Source organism: Jiangella muralis (genome assembly GCF_001270745.1).
Lineage (GTDB): Bacteria > Actinomycetota > Actinomycetes > Jiangellales > Jiangellaceae > Jiangella > Jiangella muralis.
The window spans coordinates 1-18,168 of the sequence record NZ_KQ434761.1; the positions used below are offsets into that span (position 1 = coordinate 1).

Sequence of the window (18,168 nt, forward strand, 5' to 3'; positions counted from 1 at the left end):
CATGCCAGGAGGACCAGCGCGCCAACGCCAGACACTCAGACGGAATCCAACGGATCCCTTCTGACACCTCCGGAGATGTCTTGTGAAGGACTACCGACCTATATCAGCTCCGCTTGGTCTCCGAAACTCCGACACTCGAACCGGATTTGAGCGGGCGTCGGGTGGCTGGTCTCGCCGGCCCGGCGCAACGGTGTGGGATCGCTGCGTGATCGAGGTGAGAACGCTGTCGTGTCGGCGACAGTGATGGCGCGTCGTTTCCGCAGCGATCTCACATCGATCCCCGCATCGTTGGGCGGCGGCGACTGTGCGCCCGCCCCGGGTGCGCCATTGGGTGGGATCGCTGTGTGTGCTGGGTGGCGTTGCTGTTGTCAGGGGAACAGTGATCTGCCCCACCCGGCGCAGTGAACCCACACAGTGAGGTGGGGATCGTGTAACGGTTCGCCGTCGTCCCGCAGTTCGCCGCTTTGCGGCGGTGGGCCGTCCCCCTGCTGCCCATGTTCTTGGCCGCAGCTATCAGGGGGACGGGGGAAGTGCGGGCAGAGCCCGCCCGGTGCGCCGTTCGCCTGGCTGGCTGGCGTTCGTCGTTCGTGCCGGTGCACCGTTGGTTGTCCTCGATTCCCGGAGCCGTCTTCGATGGCGAGGGTCGTGTTCGAGGGGCCTTTCGGACGGTTCTCACCATCGAGGACGGCGGTGGGCATCGAGGTGTGCCCAGACTGCCCCCGTCCCCTGATAGGGCCCGGGGCCGCGGGGCCGCGGGTCAAGCGGACCCCCAACGCGCGAAGCGCCTATCCGGGTCCGCTTGAGGCGCGGTCACGCGGCTGAGAAAATGGGCGCCAGGGGACGGCCAACGTGCGGACCACGGCGAACGGCCGACCACATAGGCTGCATCGCCAAGATCAATCGGACTCACTCAGCTAGTCCGGCAGCGGCTGGACGATCACCCGGCCCCGACCCACGGTGCCGGTGCCCTCGACCGACGCGACCACTGTCACGGCGACCCGGCCGTCCGGATGAGGCTCCGAGACCCGGGCCTGCAGCGCGAGTGCGACGCCGCCGTCGTCCGGCACGACCACGGGCCGGATGAAGCGGAAGTTGAGCTCGTCGAGCCGCGCCGGGTCACCCAGCCAGCCGGTCAGCAACCGAGTGACCAGGCCGAGGATGAGAGTGCCGTGCGCGATCACGCCGGGCAGCCCGGCCGCGGCGGCGATCCGCGGGCTCCAGTGCAGTGGATTGAAGTCGCGGGACGCGCCGGCGTAGCGGACCAGGTCGGCGCGGCTGATCCGGTACTCGTCGCTGGCCACGACGGCCCCGGCCGCCAGGCTCGCCTCCGTCACGGACGAGATCATCGATGGGCTCCCGCCCCACCGCGCCGGGTGACCACGGCGACATCGAGCATCTGGATGCCTTCGAGGTCCGCCGCCATCGCGACGACCCGACCGAAGCGGTCGCGCCGGACCCACCACCGCCCGGCGACCCGCTCGATCGTCACCGGGCGTCGCCCTGCCTGCGCGCGCGGTCGTGGTGTCACGGGATGCCTCCCTGGATCGACGACTTCCTAAAACGAATATCCCTTCTTTTATGCACGCTGGCAAGATCTCCCGGGTGCGGCGAGGATCACTCGGCCCGGGTGCAGACTGACGACTGTGGAGGCCGATTCCGATCTCGTCGCAGCGATCAAGGCGGCGTCGTCGCCGAACTGGGCCACCCGTGCGGGTGCTGGCCGGCAGCTGGCTGCCCGAGCGGAGCGCCCCGACATCGCAGAGGCGCTGCGCGCCCTACTCCTGGACGCCCACGATACGGCGGTGACTGATGCCACCAGCCAAGCGCTGTTGCAACGCGACGACGTCCACGGCGTTCGGCCAATTGCGCAGGCTGTCGCGAGTGCCGACGCCGAGCAGCACGACCACCTCTACGGCACCATTGCCGACGCCAGTAGACGCGGAGCTCGCTTCGTAGACCTGTGCTTGGAGCTGACCCACGACGACGACCCAGCAACGAGAGCAGGGGCCGAATTGCTCGTCACCTGGATCGCGCCGGATGCACAGCACGGATCGCCACCGCAAGTCCCCTAGGGTGACGGGTCCGCCGGGAGGGGTTCCTTGCCCGGCGCGAACACACCTCACTCGCGGCGGGACACCTTGTGGGCGCCGGTTCGGTCGCTACCGGTGCGCACGCCTCACGAGCCAACTTGACCAACCGCCGAGGATCACTCGTTGTCGGCGCCCACTCCAGGGCGAGGTCTCAGCTCCGGGGTTGGACCAGCACCTGGGCGTAGGCGGCCATCGAGCGCTGGTAGCGCGGCAGGTGCCGGGCCAGGGCGCCGACGGCGACGGACACGGCCTCGCGCTCGCGCCCGGCGTCGGTGAGCGCCAGCGCGAGGACGCAGCTGACCGCCTCGTCCAGGTGGTCCGAGCCGCGGGCCTGCTCCGCGGTGAGCAGGTCGACGCTCTCCCCCGGACGGCCGAGGTTGCGGACGGTGCTGGCCAGCTGGATCACCGCCCGGCGACGACGCTCGCCGGGCAACTCGCCGGCCAGTGCCTCGCGGTAGAGCGGTTCGGCGAGGTCGGGGCGGCCGGTGGAGTCGAAGGCGCAGGCCCGCTCGAACGCCGCGACGGGGCTACCCTGGGGCAGCTCAGCGGCGAGACCGTCGATCAGCGTGACGAACTGCGCCTCGTCGTGGTCGTCGATCAGCGCCCAGGCCGCGGCGACCCGTCCTTCCCAGTCTTCGTCGGTGCTCATCGCGCCAGCCTCGCACAGTGCCGTCAGCGCAACGTCACCGAGCCGGAGTCGGGGACCAGCTCGATCCACACCCGCCCCGGCGGCACGTGCAGCGGCGCACCGGCCGCGTCGGCGAGCGTCAGCGGCGCCGCCAGCGATTCCTTGGACCACGTGCCCTCGACGGCCGTGCCGCCGGTGAGCAGCGTCGCGGCGCCGGAGCCGACGAGGACGGTCTCGGGGACCGGGTTGCCGGCCGGGTCCTCGTAGCCGGCGTCGCGCAGCGTGACCCGCAGGACCAGCACCGTCGCCGGAGCGAACCGGTCGCCGTCGGCCGCGTGGTCGCCGTCGAGCACCCAGACGCCGTCGGACCAGGTCCAGGTCGACGTGCGCGCAGCGGAGAACGTCACGACGGCGCCGCCGACCGGCCGGCCCGCGGGCGCCGTCCCCCAGGGCAGGTACGGGCCGGTGGGGACGCCGGCGCCGCCGGGCAGGCTCGCCACCGCCGCGGCCGGATCGAGCATGACGTTGTACGGCGCCGGCCGGCTGTGATCGCGGGACAGGCCGTTGCCGCCGCCGGTCAGCACGGTGACGCCGGCGTCGTCCAGCGCCTTCAGCACTCGCTCCGCCCCGCCGGACGCGACCAGCACGCCGCCGGCCGGCAGCGCGAGGCCGGCGTCGGTGGTGCGCACCGACCGGACCGGCCCGGCGACCGGCGGCAACGTCGACTGGAAGAGCGCGGCCAGCCGGGTCAGCCCGCCCTCGACCAGTTCCTCGACCACGAGGTCGGCCTTCGACAGGCCCAGCTGCGGCGCCGACGACGCCGTGTTGTCGATCTTCACGACCAGCGCCGGCGTCGCGAGGTCGGCGGCCGACGGCGCGGGCAGGCCGGTCAGCGGCCAGGCCGGCGCAGGTGTGGGCGTCGCCGTCGCGGTGGCAGTCGGCGTCGGGGCGGACGGCGACGGCGTCGACGCCGCGGAGCCCTCGCCGCAGCCGGCCAGCAGCACCCCCGCCAGGAGCAGGGCTGCCGCCGCCGGGACCCGCTGCGGGCTCACCGCGGGCTCAGCGCTTGCGCCGAGCGTTGGCCATGGCGCGCTCGGCCTCGCGCTTCGCCTCGCGCTCGGCCAGCGTGTGCCGCTTGTCGTAGGCCTTCTTGCCGCGGGCCAGCGCCAACTCGATCTTGGCGTAGCCGTCCTTGAAGTACAGCGACAGCGGCACCAGCGTGTAGCCGGTCTCGCGGGTCTTGCCGATCAGCTTGCTGATCTCGTCCTTGCGCAACAGCAGCTTGCGCGAGCGGCGCGGCGCGTGGTTGTTCCAGGTGCCGAGGTCGTACTCGGGGATGTGCACGTTGCGCAGCCACACCTCGCCGTCGCGGACCTCGGCGAAACCGTCGACCAGCGACGCCTTGCCGGCCCGCAGCGCCTTCACCTCGGTGCCGGTCAGGACGATGCCGGCCTCGTAGGTGTCGTCGATGTGGTAGTCGTGGCGGGCTTTGCGGTTCTGGGCCACCACGGTGTGTCCGCGTTCTCGTGCCATGCCCCAAGGATCGCACTTCGAGGGCCGTGCCGACGACTGCGTTTAGCTGCCGAGGTAGTTCATCGGGTTCACACGCTCGCCGCCGACGTAGAGCATGAAGTGCAGGTGGCAGGCGGTCGAGCTGCCTGTCGTGCCGGAGTAGCCGATGACCTCGCCCTGCGAGACGCTCTCGCCGTCGCTGACGGCGAATCGGGACAGGTGGCTGTACGTCGACACCATGCGCCGGTGGCTGACCGCGACCTGGTTGCCGTACGCGCCGCGGTAGTAGGCCCACTCGACGGTGCCGGCGGCGGCCGCGCGGATCGGCGTGCCGCAGTAGGCCCGGAAGTCGGTGCCGTCGTGCAGCTTGTAGACACCGGTCACCGGGTGGACGCGCATGCCGTAGGGCGAGGTGACGTACGGGTTCGCGGTCGGGAAGGCCAGCGTGACGGAGCTGCTGCCGCCACCACCACCGCCGCCACCGCCACCGCCGCCACCACCGCCGCCACCGCCGCCTCCGCCACCGCCACCGCCGCCGCCGCCGTTGTCCTCTTCGGCCTCCTGCTCGGCCTGCTCCTGCTCGGCTTGTTCCTGCTCCCGGCGCTGGATCTCGGCGATCTCGGCCTCGATCTGGTCCCGCTCGGCCGACCAGGCCGCCGTCTGGGCCTGGTCGCCGGCCTGGGCCGCCTGCGCCGCCGTCCTCGCGCCGTCGCGGGCGGAGATGAGCTGGTCGACCTCGGCCTTCGCCGCGGCCGCTGCGTCGCTGGCCGCCTGCGCGGTGGCGCGGGCCGCCTCGGCGGCCTGCTCGCGCTGCTCCGTCGCCTGCAGCGTGGCGGCCGCCAGCTGACGGGCCTCCTCGGCGGCCGCTTCCAGGTCTTCGAGGACGACGCGCTCGTTGGCCAACTCGGCCCGGTCGTCCTTGAGCTCACCGAGGATGGTGTTCTCGGCCGTCAGCACCGACGTCGACGCGGCGGCGCGCGCGGCGAGCGCGTCCATGCTGTCGGCCTGCATCAGGATGGTGAGGCTGGCGAGGTCGGCGCCGACGCCGCGGGTGTACGCCTCGACGGCGACCTGGCTGATCGACGCCCGCTTGCCGTCGATCCGCTCCGTCACGTCGTCGATCTTGACGATCTGGTCCTTGACCTTCTTCTCCGCCTCGACCAGCTTCTGCGCCGCCGCCTCGTCCGCCGCCCGCGCCGCGGCGACCTCGCCGCGCGCGACCTCGAGCTCGTGCTCGGCGGTGGACAGGCCCTGCTGCGCGGTGGCCAGCGTCGCCTCCGCTGTCGGCAGCTGCGCCGTCGCCGCCTGGAACGCGGCCGTCGCGTCGGCGAGCGCCTGCGTGGAGTGGGCCAGCTGGTCCTGGGCATGCTCCAGGCTGTTCTGCGCGTCCTTCAGCCGGCGCTCGGCGTCGGACGTGGCCCCCGCCTGGCTCAGCCCGGTGCAGAGAAGGCCGACGGTGACGACGATCACGGTCACCCGCCGTGCCCACGACGTCTCACTTGTCACAGCCTTCACAGCGGCCTCCCTCGCACCACTCGTGCATGACCGTAACACCATTCACTCTGGCCGCGAAGCAGCCCGCGATAACTACATCGCTGTCATTTCCGCAGGCGAGCGCACAAGGTGGGCAAGTGGCGCGAATCGACGGAGACGCCGGATGTCGGCGTGTCGGCGTGTCGGGAGGTGACGATGTGGGACGCGCCGCGGCCGGGGCGGTGCCTGCGCGGGGCCGGGCCGAGCCCCGGTCGGGGTCGTGCCTGCGTGGGCCCTGGCCGTGTCCCGGACGAGACCGGCGCGGTGAACTGTCGCGGTCGGCCGACTCGACGTACGGTCCCCGCCCGGCTGGGAGGGCTCCCACCCTACGGGCGGGCACCGACAACGTCCGCGCTGACGGACCCGTGCGCCGAATCCGTACCCTCGCCGCAGTCTGGGCGCGCCTCGCCGTCGCCGCGGCCCCGCCCGTCCGCTGTTAAACGCGCAGGTAGCGGCGGAGCGTGACGAACGACGCCAGCATCGAGAACAGCACGCCGGCCACCAGGAGCCACGGCGTCGCCGCCCAGACGTCGGCGCTGTCGACCCAGGACGTGAACTGGAGGTTCGGCGCGATGAACCGGCCGACGATCAGTTCGACGCCGCCGAAGAGGGCGATGACGCCGAGCACCGAGCCGAGCAGGCCTGCGATGGCCGCTTCCAGGATGAACGGGAGCTGGATGTAGAAGTTCGACGCACCGACCAGCCGCATGATGCCGGTCTCCCGGCGGCGGTTGAACGCGGCCAGCCGGATGGTGTTACCGATCAGCAGGACCGCCGCGACGATCTGGATGACGGTGATGGCGAACGCGACCAGCTGGAAGCCGTCGAGCGTCCGGAACAGTGGTTCGAGCAGCTGCCGTTGGTCGGTGACCTCCTGCACACCGGGCAGGCCGGCCACCGCCGAGACGACGCCGTCGTACTGCTCGGGGTCCTGCAGGGCGACGCGGAAGGACTCGGGGAGCTGGTCGGGCGTGATGATGCCGCCGATGTCGGAGTCGTCGAACTGCTCGCTGAACCGCGCGAACGCCTGCTCCTGGTTCTCGTAGAACACCTCGTCGACCTCGGGGTGCGACTCCAGCGTCTGCCGGATGGTGTCGCGCTGCGCGTCGGTGACGGCGCCGTCGGCACAACCTGCCCCGGTCGAGTACTCGTTGCACATGAACACCGAGATCTCGATGCGGTCGTACCAGTAGCCCTTGGTGGTCTCGGCCTGGGACCGGATCAGCAGGCCGGCGCCCAGCATCGCGATGGAGATGGCCACCACGATGACGAGCGCGATGGTCATCGTCAGGTTGCGGCGCAGGCCGGTCGTGATCTCGGACAGGACGTACTGGAAGCGCATGGTTTCTTCCGGGTCGGCGGGTTCGGGACGAAGGGCGGTGTCAGCGGGTGTAGCCGTAGACGCCGCGCGACTGGTCGCGGACCAGCTTGCCGTGCTCGAGCTCGATGACGCGCTTGCGCATCTGGTCGACGATGGACTGGTCATGGGTGGCCATGACCACGGTGGTGCCCGTGCGGTTGATGCGGTCGAGCAGCTTCATGATGCCGACACTGGTGCCCGGGTCGAGGTTTCCGGTGGGCTCGTCGGCCAGCAGGATCAGCGGCCGGTTGACGAACGCGCGGGCGACGGCGACACGCTGCTGCTCACCACCGGACAGCTGGTCGGGCAGCCGGTCCTCCTTGCCGTCGAGCCCGACGAGCTCGAGGACGGCGGGGACGTCGCGGTTGATCTGGCGGCGCGGCTTGCCGATGACCTGCAGCGCGAAGGCGATGTTCTCGAACACCGTCTTGTTCGGCAGCAGCCGGAAGTCCTGGAAGACGGTGCCGATGCGGCGACGCAGGTGCGGGACCTTCCAGTTCGACAGCCGGTGGAGGTCCTTGCCGGCGACGCGGATACGGCCCGAGGTCGGCTTGTCCTCGCGCAGCGTCAGGCGCAGGAACGTCGACTTGCCGGACCCGGACGGCCCGACGAGGAAGACGAACTCGCCCTTCTCGATCTCCAGGGACAGGCTCTCGAGCGCTGCCTGGTTCTGCGTCGGGTACAACTTGCTGACGTTGTCGAAAAGGATCACGATGCCTCGCCGATGTGGATGTGAGACGCTCCCGCGATGGCCCTGACCGCCTGAAGCTCGTCTGTGAGTGTACGTCCGGATGTGACCGCACGCTGGGAGAACCAACGCGGCGTGGCGCCCCGAAGGTTCCCGTACGACAGCAGCGACCTCACTGTGCCTCGGCCTGCTCCTGCTGTTTGCGCCAGCGGATGCCGGCCTCCAGGAAGTCGTCGATCTGCCCGTCGAACACCGCCTGCGGGTTGCCGACCTCGTGCTCGGTGCGCAGGTCCTTCACCATCTGGTACGGGTGGACGACGTACGAGCGCATCTGGTCGCCCCACGACGCCTTCACGTCGCCGGCCATCTCCTTCTTCTGCGCCTGCTCCTGTTCGCGCTGCAGGAGGAGCAGGCGCGACTGCAGCACGCGCATGGCGGCGGCGCGGTTCTGGATCTGCGACTTCTCGTTCTGCATCGACACCACCAGGCCGGTCGGGAGGTGGGTGATGCGGACGGCGGAGTCGGTGGTGTTGACGCTCTGCCCGCCGGGACCGGACGACCGGAACACGTCGATGCGGATGTCCGCCTCGGGGATGTCGACGTGGTCGGTGGTCTCGATCAGCGGGATCACCTCGACCGCCGCGAACGACGTCTGCCGGCGGCCCTGGTTGTCGAACGGCGAGATGCGGACGAGTCGGTGCGTGCCCGCCTCGACGGACAGCGTCCCGTACGCGAACGGCGCCTTGACCTCGAACGTCGCCGACTTCAGGCCGGCCTCTTCGGCGTAGGAGGTGTCAAGCACCTCGGTCTTGTAGCCGTGCCGCTCGGCCCAGCGCAGGTACATGCGCAGCAGCATCTCGGCGAAGTCGGCGGCATCGACGCCGCCGGCGCCGGAGCGGATCGTGACGACGGCCTCGCGCTCGTCGTACTCGCCGGACAGCAGCGTGCGGATCTCGAGGTCGGAGATCACCCTCCGGAGGTCGTCGATCTCCCGCTCGACCTCGGCCATCGCGTCGGCGTCGCCCTCGTCGCGGCCCAGCTCGACCATGACCGGGAGGTCCTCGATGCGCTGGCGCAGCTCGGTGAGCTTGCGCAACTCCGCCTGCAGGTACGACAACTGGCTCGTGACCTGCTGCGCCTGCTCGACGTCATCCCACAGGTCCGGCGCGGCCGCATGCGCTTCGAGGTCGGTGATGCGCTCTCGCATCTTCTCCGGCTCGAGAACGTTCTCGATGCTGGCCAGGGTCTGCGAGAGGTCCGCGATCTCGGCGTCTACGTCACGTGCTGCCACGTCGCACAGGGTACGCGCTTCGGCGGCGGTCGCCCGCATGCCCGCGCCCGACGAGGCCGAGGTCACGCCGTCACGGGGCTGCTCGGCGGGCGTTTCGGCGGGCGTTTCGGCGGCGCCCAGTCGCCTGCTCAGTCGTCGCCGGGAAGGGTCAGCAGGCCGGGCTCGGGCAGGCCGGCGACCTTCGCGATCAGCCGGATGCTGGACTCGAAGATGGCGTCGCGCAGCTCCCCGGGCATCCAGTCGAGGTGGCCGTACGACTCAAGGCAGGTGAAGCCGTGCAGGCTCGCCCAGCAGTGCAGCATCGCCTGGAACGTCTCCGGCGCGACCGGCGGGCCGTCGATCGGCAGATCCTTCGCCTCGTGGTGCTCCGCGAGCATGCGGGCGATGCTGGCGTCGTCGTCCGCGAGCATGGGACGACGCAGGAGGCCGGCCTGGGTGGCCTCGTAGAACAGCGACTTGAGCTGCGCCATCGCGCGCCGCGCCGCTTCCGTCGTCGGACCTTCCTCGGGGGCGTGGTAGCCGGGCACCGGCATGCCGAGGATCAGCGCGAACCGCTGCGGCTCCTCACGCGCCCAGCGCCGGTATGAATGCGCGACCGCGGCGAACCGGCCGCCCGGATCGTCGACGGGGATCTGGTCGCGCGCCTCCGCGACGGCCTCGCCCAGATCGTTGTACGCGTCGACGATGAGCTCCGTGAGCAGCTCGTCGCGGTCGGCGAAGTAGCGGTACAGGGCGGGCGCCGTCATACCCATGAGGCGGGCGATGTCGGAGAACCGGAAATCGGTGGTGCCCTGCTCGCGCATCAGACGCAGCGCGGTCTGCTTGATCTCCTCGATGGTCGCCGCACGAGCCCGCTCTCGCCGGGACGGCGGCCGCTCCGGCTCGTGGCCAGGCTGGGGGATCTCGTCTGCCATCTGCGCCCACCTCCTTGTGTCGCACCGAGTCATCGCACCGACGGCAATGCGTGAAGCACTGTCACAGATGTGAAGCCTCTTGACAAGTTTAGCCGCGTCGTGTTTGTTATGTCGAGTAACAGTTCTAACGCTACGTCACGTAACGCTTCGAGGGGCAGGACGATGAACGAGCCCACCACTGACGACGGAGACCGGCCGACGACGCCACCGGGCGCCGACGCCGCGAACCGGACCAGCCAGGCCGGCGCGGCGGACCAGCCCGGCGGCCGGACCGGCCGCAACGGCGAGGCCGCAGCGAGCAACCAGCCCGGCAGCGGCAACGGCCGCAACGGCGACCACGGCCAGACCGGCGCGAGCAACCAGCCCGGCAGCGGCAACGGCCGCAACGGCGACCACGGCCAGACCGGCGCGAGCAACCAGCCCGGCAGCGGCAACGGCCGCAACGGCGAGGCCGCAACGAGCAACCAGCCCAGCGGCGGCAACGGCCGCAACGGCGACCACGGCCAGACCGGCGCGAGCAACCAGCCCAGCGGCGGGACCGGCAGCATCGGTGGCCACGGCGACCACGGCCAGACCGGCGCGGGCGACCAGTCCCACCCGGGCAGCCAGTCCAGCGCCGGCCATCAGCCCGGCGGGAACGGCAGCAGCGGTGGCCACGGCGACCACGGCCAAAACCGCGGCAACGGCGACCACCGTCGCAGCGGCGGCAACGGTCGCCCCGGCGGCAACGGCGGCAACGGCGCACCGGCCGAAACGCCCGCCGCTCCCCCGCGTCCCGGAGTGCTCGGCCGGTTGGCCGGGGTCTCCTATCGGCGCCGGGGCCGGGTGGTCGTGGCGTGGGTGGTGGCGATCGCCGCGGCGTTCGGGCTGTCCGCCGCGTTCGCCGGCGACTTCACCGCCGACTACTCGGCGCCCGGCTCGGACTCCCGCCAGGCCCAGGACCTGCTGGAGCAGCGCTTCCCGGCGCAGTCCGGCGACACCATCGACGTCGTCGTGCGGACGGATGGGGCGGCGGTCACCGACCCCGACGTGCAGGCCGACGTCGCTGCGCTGCTCGACGAGCTGCGTGGCCAGCCGCACGTGGTCGCCGTCGACGACCCGTACACGACACCGGGCGGCCTCAGCCAGAACGGGGACATCCTCGTCGCGACGGTGAACCTGGACGTCGTGCTGCCGGACGACATGCCGGTCGAGGAGACCGAAGAGCTCCTGGCGATGGCCGACGCGGCCGAGCGGCCGGGGTTGGAGATCGCGCTCGGCGGGCAGACCATCGCGCTGGCCGAGCAGGGCGAGATCGGCTCCGAGGCCATCGGCATGGCTGCCGCCGCGGTGATCCTGCTCATCACGTTCGGCACGGTCGTCGCCGCGGGGCTGCCGCTGATCGTCGCGATTGCCGGGCTGGCGCTGAGTGGCATGCTCACCGGGCTGGTCGCGGCCGTCGCCGACGTGCCGGACTGGTCGACGGCGCTGGCGACGATGATGGGCATCGCGCTCGGCATCGACTACGTCCTGCTCATGGTGACGCGGTTCCGCGAGTGGCGCGCCGCCGGCCTCGACCCGGAGCGGGCGACCATCGCGACGCTGGACACCGCCGGCCGCGCGGTCATGGTCGCCGGCAGCACCGTCATGATCAGCATGCTCGGCCTGTTCGCGATGGGCCTGACGTTCATGCAGGGCGCCGCGCTCGTGACGATCGTCGCCGTCCTCGTCGTCATGGCCGCCGCCGCGACGCTGTTCCCGGCGCTGCTCGGCTTCTTCGGCAGCTGGGTCGACCGCCTCCGCCTCCCGCTGGGCCGCCGGCAACGGCCGACGGCGCAACTGGCCGCGGGCGGGCACGTCGAGCCGTCGCGGACGTGGCTGCGCTGGGGCCGGTTGGTCGACCGGCACAGCATCATCGCGACGGTGGTCGGCGTCGGTCTGCTGCTGGCGCTCGCGGCGCCGTTCCTCGGCGTCCGCTTCGGCTTCCCCGACGCCGGCAACAACGAGGAGGACCGCTCGTCGCGGCAGGCGTACGACCTGCTGTCCGAGGGCTTCGGCCCGGGTGCCAACGGCCCGCTGCTGCTGGTCGCGGACCTGGACGACCCCGGCGACGAGGCCGCGCTACCGGCGCTGGCCGAGGCCGTCGCCGCGACCCCGGGCGTCGCCGCCGTCCTGCCGCCCGCCGTCACCGAGGCCGGTGACGCCGCGCTGCTCACCGTTCTCCCGGCGACCGGTCCACAGGACGCGGCGACGGAGGACGTTGTCCACACCCTGCGCGACGACGTGTTGCCGGGCGCCGGCGTCGAGGTACACGTCGGCGGTGTCACGGCGACGTCGATCGACTCGACCGAGAACACGGCCGAGCGGCTGCCGCTGCTGATCGGCGGCGTCGTGATCCTGTCGATGATCCTGCTGCTGGTGTCGTTCCGCAGCATCGTCATCCCGATCACCGCGGCGCTGATGAACCTGCTCTCCGTCGCCGCCGCGTACGGCGTGGTCGCGCTGGTGCTGGAGGGCGGCTGGGCCGGCCAGCTGATCGGCATCGACACCGAGACGCCGATGCCGGCGTTCATCCCGGTGCTGGTGTTCGCCGTGCTGTTCGGGCTGTCGATGGACTATGAGGTGTTCCTGATCAGCCGCATGCGCGAAGCGTGGACGCGGACCGGCGACAACGGCCGGGCGATCGTCGAAGGGCTGGCCGGCACGGGGCGGGTCATCACGGCCGCGGCGGCGATCATGGTCGCGGTGTTCGCGGCGTTCATCCCGAGCCCCGAGGTGTTCCTCAAGGTCATCGGCGTCGGCATGGCCGCGGCGATCCTCGTCGACGCCACCGTCGTGCGGATGCTGCTGGTCCCCGCCGTCATGCACCTGCTCGGACGGGCCAACTGGTGGCTGCCGTCCTGGCTGGAGCGCCGGCTGCCCCAGCTGCACGTCGAGGGCCGGCCGGAGCTCTACCTCCCCGACGGGGACGGCCGCAGCCGCGACGCGGACGAGCCGGAGCTGGTCCCCGTCCGCTGATCCGGCGCGACACCGAAACGATCAGGTGACCAACCGGGCACTACAACGCCGGTTTGGTCACCTGATCGTTTCATGTCCACATCGTGGAGATGATCAGGTGACGAAGGGCGCCGTCCTGCGGGCGGTTCGTCACCTGATCGTCTTCGCGAAAACGATCAGGTGACGAAGCCGGGCGGGCTACGTCGCGTCGGGACGGAGCAGGCCGCGGACGGCGCGCAGGCCGACCGAGAGGCGGGCGAGGTCGAAGCTGTCGCCCTCGACGATCTCGCGCAGCATGCCCTGGGTCCGGGCGACGACGACGTCGTCCTGGGCGGCCCACGCCTCGACCCGGTCCTGCGGCGCCGCCTCCTCGTGCGTGTGCTGGATGACCTGCGCCGTCAGCGCCGCCTGGACGCCGTGGAGGTCGTCGCGCAGGGCGGCCCGGGCCATCGTCTGCCAGCGGTCGCGCCGCGGCAGCGAGATGATCCGCTCCAGCAGCCGGCCCAGTTCGAGGAAGGCGCCGAGGGTGAAGTGCACCCGCGCCACCTCGAGCAGGTCGGTGCCGGTGGCCAGCGAGTTCTCCACCATCCCGAGCCCGGCGTAGGCCGGCGGCAGCACCGCGACCCGGTTGGCCAGCGGCTCCGGCACGCCGTCGGCGGCCAGCGCCTCCAGCCGCTCGTGGTAGAGGTCCAGCTCGCGGCCGGACAGCACCTCGGGCAGCGCCACCAGCAGGCGGGCGATCGGCTCTTCGAAGAACCCGATCTGCCAGGCGATGTCGATCGGTGGCCGGCGGTTGACGGTGAGCCAGCGGGTGGCCCGCTCGGTGATCGTCCGCGCCTCCAGCCGCATGCGGGTCTGGACGTCGAACGCGACGACGTTGTCGAGCTCCTTGATCGCGACCATGAGGTCGGGGATCTGGAAGACGACGCCGCCGACGGTGTGCGCGCGGGCGAGGTCCTCGACGGTGCCGCCGGTCTCCATGCCCAGCCGGTACGCGAACGTCGTGCCGGCGGTGTTCACCAGCTCGTTGACCACGACGTTCGAGATGATCTCGCGGCGCAGCGGATGGTTGTCGATGACCTCGCCGTAGGTGTCGCGCAGCGCGCTCGGGAAGTACGCGTGCAGCGCGGCGCCGAGGTACGGGTCGTCGGGCATGCCGCCGGCCAGCAGCTCCTCGTACATGAGGTTCTTCGTGTACGCGAGGACGACGGACAGCTCCGGGCTGGTCAGGCCCTTGCCGGCGGCCATGCGCTCAGCCAGCTGGCGGTCCGTCGGCAGCGCCTCGATGGCGCGGTCGAGCTTGCCCTGGCTCTCCAGCTTGGCGAGGTAGGAGCGGTGGACGTGGGCCAGGTTCGGCGCCTGGAACACGCCGTTGGCCAGCGCGATGTTCTGGCCGTAGTTGTTCGTCAGCACGAGGCCGGCGATCTCGTCGGTCATCTCGGCCAGCAGCTCGTTGCGCTGCTTCTCGGTGAGGTCGCCGGCCCGGACGACGCCGTCGAGCAGGATCTTGATGTTCACCTCGTGGTCGGAGGTGTCGACGCCGGCGGAGTTGTCGATGGCGTCGGTGTTGACCCGGCCGCCGGCCAGCGCGAACTCGATGCGGCCGCGCTGGGTCAGGCCCAGGTTGCCGCCCTCGCCGACGACCTGGGCACGCAGGTCACTGGCGTCGATGCGGATGGCGTCGTTGGCCTTGTCGCCCACCTCGGCGTTGGACTCCGTGGACGCCTTCACGTAGGTGCCGATGCCGCCGTTCCAGAGCAGGTCGACGGGGGCGCCGAGGATGGCGTGCATCAGCTCGGGCGGCGACATCGTCTCGACCGACGCGTCGATGCCCAGCGCCTGCTTGACCTCGGCGGACAGCTTGATCGTCTTCGCCGTGCGCGGGTAGACGCCGCCGCCCTCGCTGATCAGCTTGGGCTCGTAGTCGTTCCAGCTGGACCGCGGCAGCTCGAAGAGGCGACGGCGCTCGGCGTAGGACTCCGCCGCGTCGGGGTCGGGATCGAGGAAGATGTGCCGGTGGTCGAACGCGGCCACCAGCCGGATGTGCTCGGACAGCAGCATGCCGTTGCCGAACACGTCGCCGGACATGTCGCCGACGCCGACGACGGTGAAGTCCTCGGCCTGCACGTCGCGGCCGAGCTGGCGGAAGTGCCGCCGCACCGACTCCCAGGCGCCGCGGGCGGTGATGCCCATGGCCTTGTGGTCGTAGCCGGCCGACCCGCCGGACGCGAACGCGTCGCCGAGCCAGAAGCCGTACTCCTGGGAGACGTCGTTGGCGATGTCGGAGAACGACGCGGTGCCCTTGTCGGCCGCGACCACGAGGTACGGGTCGTCGCCGTCGTGGCGGACGACCATCGGCGGCGGGACGACGCTGCGGTCGGCGGCGCGGTTGTCGGTGATGTCGAGCATGGCCCGGATGAACGTCTTGTAGCACTCGACGCCCTCGGCCAGCCACGCCTCGCGGTCGACGGCGGGGTCGGGCAGCCGCTTGCCGACGAAGCCGCCCTTCGCGCCGACCGGGACGATGACGGAGTTCTTCACCGCCTGCGCCTTGACCAGGCCGAGGATCTCCGTCCGGAAGTCCTCGCGCCGGTCGGACCAGCGCAGCCCGCCGCGCGCGACGGCGCCGTAGCGCAGGTGCACGCCCTCGACCCGGGGCGAGTACACCCAGATCTCGTACTTCGGCTTGGGGTCGGGGAGGTCGGGCAGCGACCGGGAGTCGAGCTTGAAGCTGGTGACGGTCTGCGGCCCGCCGACGGTGGTGCGGTAGTAGCTGGTCCGCAGCGTCGCCTTCACCAGCCGCAGGAACGAGCGCAGGATGCGGTCCTGGTCGAGGCTGGCGACCTGGTCGAGGGCCTCGTCGATGCGCCCGTTCAGCTGGTCGGCGGCCGTCTGCCTGGCGGCGCGGCCGGTGTCGTCGGCGCCGTAGCGCTCGGGGTCGAACCGGATCTCGAACAGGTCGACGAGCATGCGCGCCACCTCGACGTGGCCCGAGAGCGCCTCCTCGAGGTAGTTCTGGCTGAACGTCGTGCCGGTCTGGCGCAGGTACTTGGCGTACGCGCGCAGGATCGACGCCTGCCGCCACGACAGCCCCGCCTGCGGCACCAGCGCGTTGAACCCGTCGCTCTCGGCGTCGCCCCGCCACACCGCGGCGAACGCGTCCTGGAACAGCACCTTGAGGCGGTCGGCCTCGGTGGCGCGCAGCCCGCGGTAGCGCAGCCCGAAGTCGTAGATGTACGCCGTCGACTCGGTGTCGTGGCCGCGCCGGACGATCTCGTACGGCCGCTCGTCGACCACCTCGACGCCCATGCGCGACAGGATGGGCAGCACCTGGGTGAGCGAGATGGGCGTGCCGGTGCGGTAGATCTTGAACCGGCGGTCGGTGGCCAGCCCACCGACCGGCTGGTAGAGGTTCATGCCCAGGCCGTCCTCGGCCGGCAGCTCCTCGAGGCGGCGGACGTCGGCCACCGCCGTCCGCGCCGGGAAGTCGGCCTTGTAGCCCTCCGGGAACGCCTGCCGGTACCGGCGCAGCAGCTTCGCCGCGCCCTCCTCGCCGACCTGCTCGGCCAGCGCGTCGGACAGCTCGTCGATCCACGAACGGGTGGCGCCGACCAGGTTCTTCTCCAGCGACGGGACGTCGATGGCGGGCAGCTCCTGGTCGCGCCGCATGCGCACGACGAAATGCAGCCGGGCCAGCGCCGCCTCGCCGACCCGCGCGGTGAAGTCGATGGAGTCGCCGTCGGTGGCGGCCAGCAGCAGCCGCTGGATGCGCTCGCGGACATCGGTGTTGTACCGGTCGCGCGGCAGGTAGACGAGGAACGACAGGTAGCGGCCGTAGTCGTCGCGGCGGACGAACATGCGCAGGTGACGGCGCTCCTGCAGGTGGACGACGGCGAGCGCGGTGGGCAGCAGCTCCTCGGGCGGGATCTGGAACAGCTCGTCGCGCGGGTACGTCTCGAGCACTTGCAACAGGTCCTTGCCGGAGTGCCCGGAGGGCGCGAATCCGGCCTGCTCGATGACCTCCTGGACCTTGCGCCGCAGCACCGGGATGCGCAGGACGCTCTCGGTGTAGGCGGCGGACGTGAACAGCCCGAGGAAGCGCCGCTCGCCGACCACCTCGCCGGACTCGTCGAACGTCTTGACCCCGACGTAGTCGAGGTAGGCCGGGCGGTGCACCGTCGCCTTCGAGTTGGCCTTGGTGAGCACCAGCAGCTGTTTCTCGCGCGCCTTGGCCCGCACCTCGCGTGGCAGCTTGCCGAACGAGCCGGAGAGGTCCTGGTCGGAGCGCAGGATGCCCAGGCCGGTGCCGGTGACCGCGCGCAGCACGTCCTCGCCGTCGACCTCGTCGAGCTGGTACTCGCGGTAGCCGAGGAAGGTGAAGTGGTCGTCGGCCAGCCAGCGCAGCAGCTCGCGCGCCTCGTCGGCCTCGGGCGACCTGATCGACGACGGCGGGTGCTCCAACTCGTCGGCGATGTCGATGGCGCGCTGGTGCATGCGCGGCCAGTCCTCGACCGCCTCGCGGACGTCGCGGAGGACGTCGCGCAGCAGCTGCTCGATGGCGGCTTGGTCGTCGGGGTCGTCGGTGCGGTCGATCTCGACGTGCATCCACGACTCGACGACGGTGCCGGCGTCGCGCCGCCGGTCGTTCTCGTTGAGGTCGAGCACCTCGAGCAGCTGGCCGGTGATGTCGCGGCGGACCACCAGCTGCGGGTGCACGACGAGGCGGAGGGTGTGCTCGTGCTCGGACAGCGCCATGGTGACGGAGTCGACCAGGAACGGCATGTCGTCGATGACGACCTCGACGATGGTGTGCCCGGACGCCCAGCCGTGGTCGTCGACCGTCGGCGTGTAGACATTGACGACGGCGGTTCCCTGCGGCCGCAACTGGGCCGAGCGCCGGTGCGACGCGGCCACCCCGTAGACGTCGACGACGTCGCGGTCGACGAGGTCCTCGGCGGCGACGTGCCGGTAGTACCGGCGGAGGAAGGCTTCGTCCTCGTCGCGGCTCCCGCGGTCGCCGACCAGGGCAGCCTTGGCGAGGAGCTCGGATTTGGCTTCGTCGAGCCGATTACGCATGGATCCACCAACCCCCGGAACTAGACCCCGCACGTCGTTGTACGGGACCTCTCAGAACCTTAGTAGCTCCCCGCGCGGTCCGCTGCCCGACCCCCGTTTC

General features: G+C 71.2%; 13 protein-coding genes. 2 read left to right on the top strand and 11 right to left on the bottom strand.

The features are described 5' to 3' along the window. Nucleotides 1–914: 914 nt before the first annotated feature. Nucleotides 915–1,334 carry a MaoC/PaaZ C-terminal domain-containing protein gene (locus ACW62_RS17930; protein ID WP_205629437.1) on the bottom strand — a complete coding sequence of 140 codons (420 nt, stop codon included), beginning with the start codon at nt 1,332–1,334 and terminating at the stop codon, nt 915–917. Nucleotides 1,335–1,342: 8 nt separating this feature from the next. Next, complete coding sequence (locus ACW62_RS34115; protein WP_157574827.1) at nt 1,343–1,489, bottom strand: hypothetical protein; 147 nt, start codon at nt 1,487–1,489, stop codon at nt 1,343–1,345. A 154-nt stretch (nt 1,490–1,643) separates the two neighbouring features. On the opposite strand from ACW62_RS34115, the gene ACW62_RS17935 reads away from it, so the two are divergent. After that, nucleotides 1,644–2,072 carry a hypothetical protein gene (locus tag ACW62_RS17935; protein WP_053205496.1) on the top strand — a complete coding sequence of 143 codons (429 nt, stop codon included), beginning with the start codon at nt 1,644–1,646 and terminating at the stop codon, nt 2,070–2,072. Nucleotides 2,073–2,241: 169 nt separating this feature from the next. Here ACW62_RS17935 and ACW62_RS17940 read toward each other — a convergent pair whose 3' ends face one another. The 8 genes from ACW62_RS17940 to ACW62_RS17975 all read right to left on the bottom strand — a co-directional run bounded on the left by ACW62_RS17940 (nt 2,242) and on the right by ACW62_RS17975 (nt 10,016). Next, nucleotides 2,242–2,739 (bottom strand): tetratricopeptide repeat protein, encoded by a 498-nt coding sequence (locus ACW62_RS17940; RefSeq protein ID WP_053205497.1) that lies wholly within the window; start codon nt 2,737–2,739, stop codon nt 2,242–2,244. Nucleotides 2,740–2,762: 23 nt separating this feature from the next. Beyond that, complete coding sequence (locus ACW62_RS17945) at nt 2,763–3,770, bottom strand: DUF3048 domain-containing protein (RefSeq protein ID WP_053205498.1); 1,008 nt, start codon at nt 3,768–3,770, stop codon at nt 2,763–2,765. Nucleotides 3,771–3,777: 7 nt separating this feature from the next. After that, nucleotides 3,778–4,251, bottom strand: a complete 474-nt coding sequence (gene smpB / locus ACW62_RS17950; protein ID WP_053205499.1) for an SsrA-binding protein SmpB — start codon at nt 4,249–4,251, stop codon at nt 3,778–3,780. A gap of 42 nt (nt 4,252–4,293) precedes the next feature. Continuing rightward, nucleotides 4,294–5,745 carry a M23 family metallopeptidase gene (locus tag ACW62_RS35310; protein ID WP_157574828.1) on the bottom strand — a complete coding sequence of 484 codons (1,452 nt, stop codon included), beginning with the start codon at nt 5,743–5,745 and terminating at the stop codon, nt 4,294–4,296. A 454-nt stretch (nt 5,746–6,199) separates the two neighbouring features. Then, complete coding sequence (ftsX, locus tag ACW62_RS17960) at nt 6,200–7,105, bottom strand: permease-like cell division protein FtsX (RefSeq protein WP_053205501.1); 906 nt, start codon at nt 7,103–7,105, stop codon at nt 6,200–6,202. Nucleotides 7,106–7,145: 40 nt separating this feature from the next. Further along, nucleotides 7,146–7,835, bottom strand: coding sequence for a cell division ATP-binding protein FtsE (gene ftsE / locus ACW62_RS17965; RefSeq protein ID WP_053205502.1), 690 nt, complete (start codon nt 7,833–7,835; stop codon nt 7,146–7,148). Nucleotides 7,836–7,983: 148 nt separating this feature from the next. After that, entirely contained in the window at nt 7,984–9,102 is a 1,119-nt protein-coding gene (gene prfB, locus ACW62_RS17970; protein WP_053205526.1) for a peptide chain release factor 2, read from the bottom strand. Between the two features lie 128 nt (nt 9,103–9,230). Then, entirely contained in the window at nt 9,231–10,016 is a 786-nt protein-coding gene (locus ACW62_RS17975) for a TetR/AcrR family transcriptional regulator (RefSeq protein WP_053205503.1), read from the bottom strand. 162 nt (nt 10,017–10,178) lie between these two features. Here ACW62_RS17975 and ACW62_RS17980 point away from each other — a divergent pair, with 162 nt between their 5' ends. Next, nucleotides 10,179–13,013 carry an MMPL family transporter gene (locus ACW62_RS17980; protein ID WP_053205504.1) on the top strand — a complete coding sequence of 945 codons (2,835 nt, stop codon included), beginning with the start codon at nt 10,179–10,181 and terminating at the stop codon, nt 13,011–13,013. A gap of 177 nt (nt 13,014–13,190) precedes the next feature. On the opposite strand, the gene ACW62_RS17985 is transcribed toward ACW62_RS17980, so the two are convergent. Further along, entirely contained in the window at nt 13,191–18,068 is a 4,878-nt protein-coding gene (locus tag ACW62_RS17985; protein ID WP_053205505.1) for an NAD-glutamate dehydrogenase, read from the bottom strand. Between the last annotated feature and the right edge of the window lie 100 nt (nt 18,069–18,168).

Bases quoted from the DNA above. Each gene is read 5' to 3' on its own strand.
- ACW62_RS17975 (WP_053205503.1), bottom strand. From the start codon at position 10,016: ATGGCAGACGAGATCCCCCAGCCTGGCCACGAGCCGGAGCGGCCGCCG.
- ACW62_RS17940 (WP_053205497.1), bottom strand. From the start codon at position 2,739: ATGAGCACCGACGAAGACTGGGAAGGACGGGTCGCCGCGGCCTGGGCG.
- ftsX (WP_053205501.1), bottom strand. From the start codon at position 7,105: ATGCGCTTCCAGTACGTCCTGTCCGAGATCACGACCGGCCTGCGCCGC.
- ACW62_RS17980 (WP_053205504.1), top strand. From the start codon at position 10,179: ATGAACGAGCCCACCACTGACGACGGAGACCGGCCGACGACGCCACCG.
- smpB (WP_053205499.1), bottom strand. From the start codon at position 4,251: ATGGCACGAGAACGCGGACACACCGTGGTGGCCCAGAACCGCAAAGCC.
- ACW62_RS17985 (WP_053205505.1), bottom strand. From the start codon at position 18,068: ATGCGTAATCGGCTCGACGAAGCCAAATCCGAGCTCCTCGCCAAGGCT.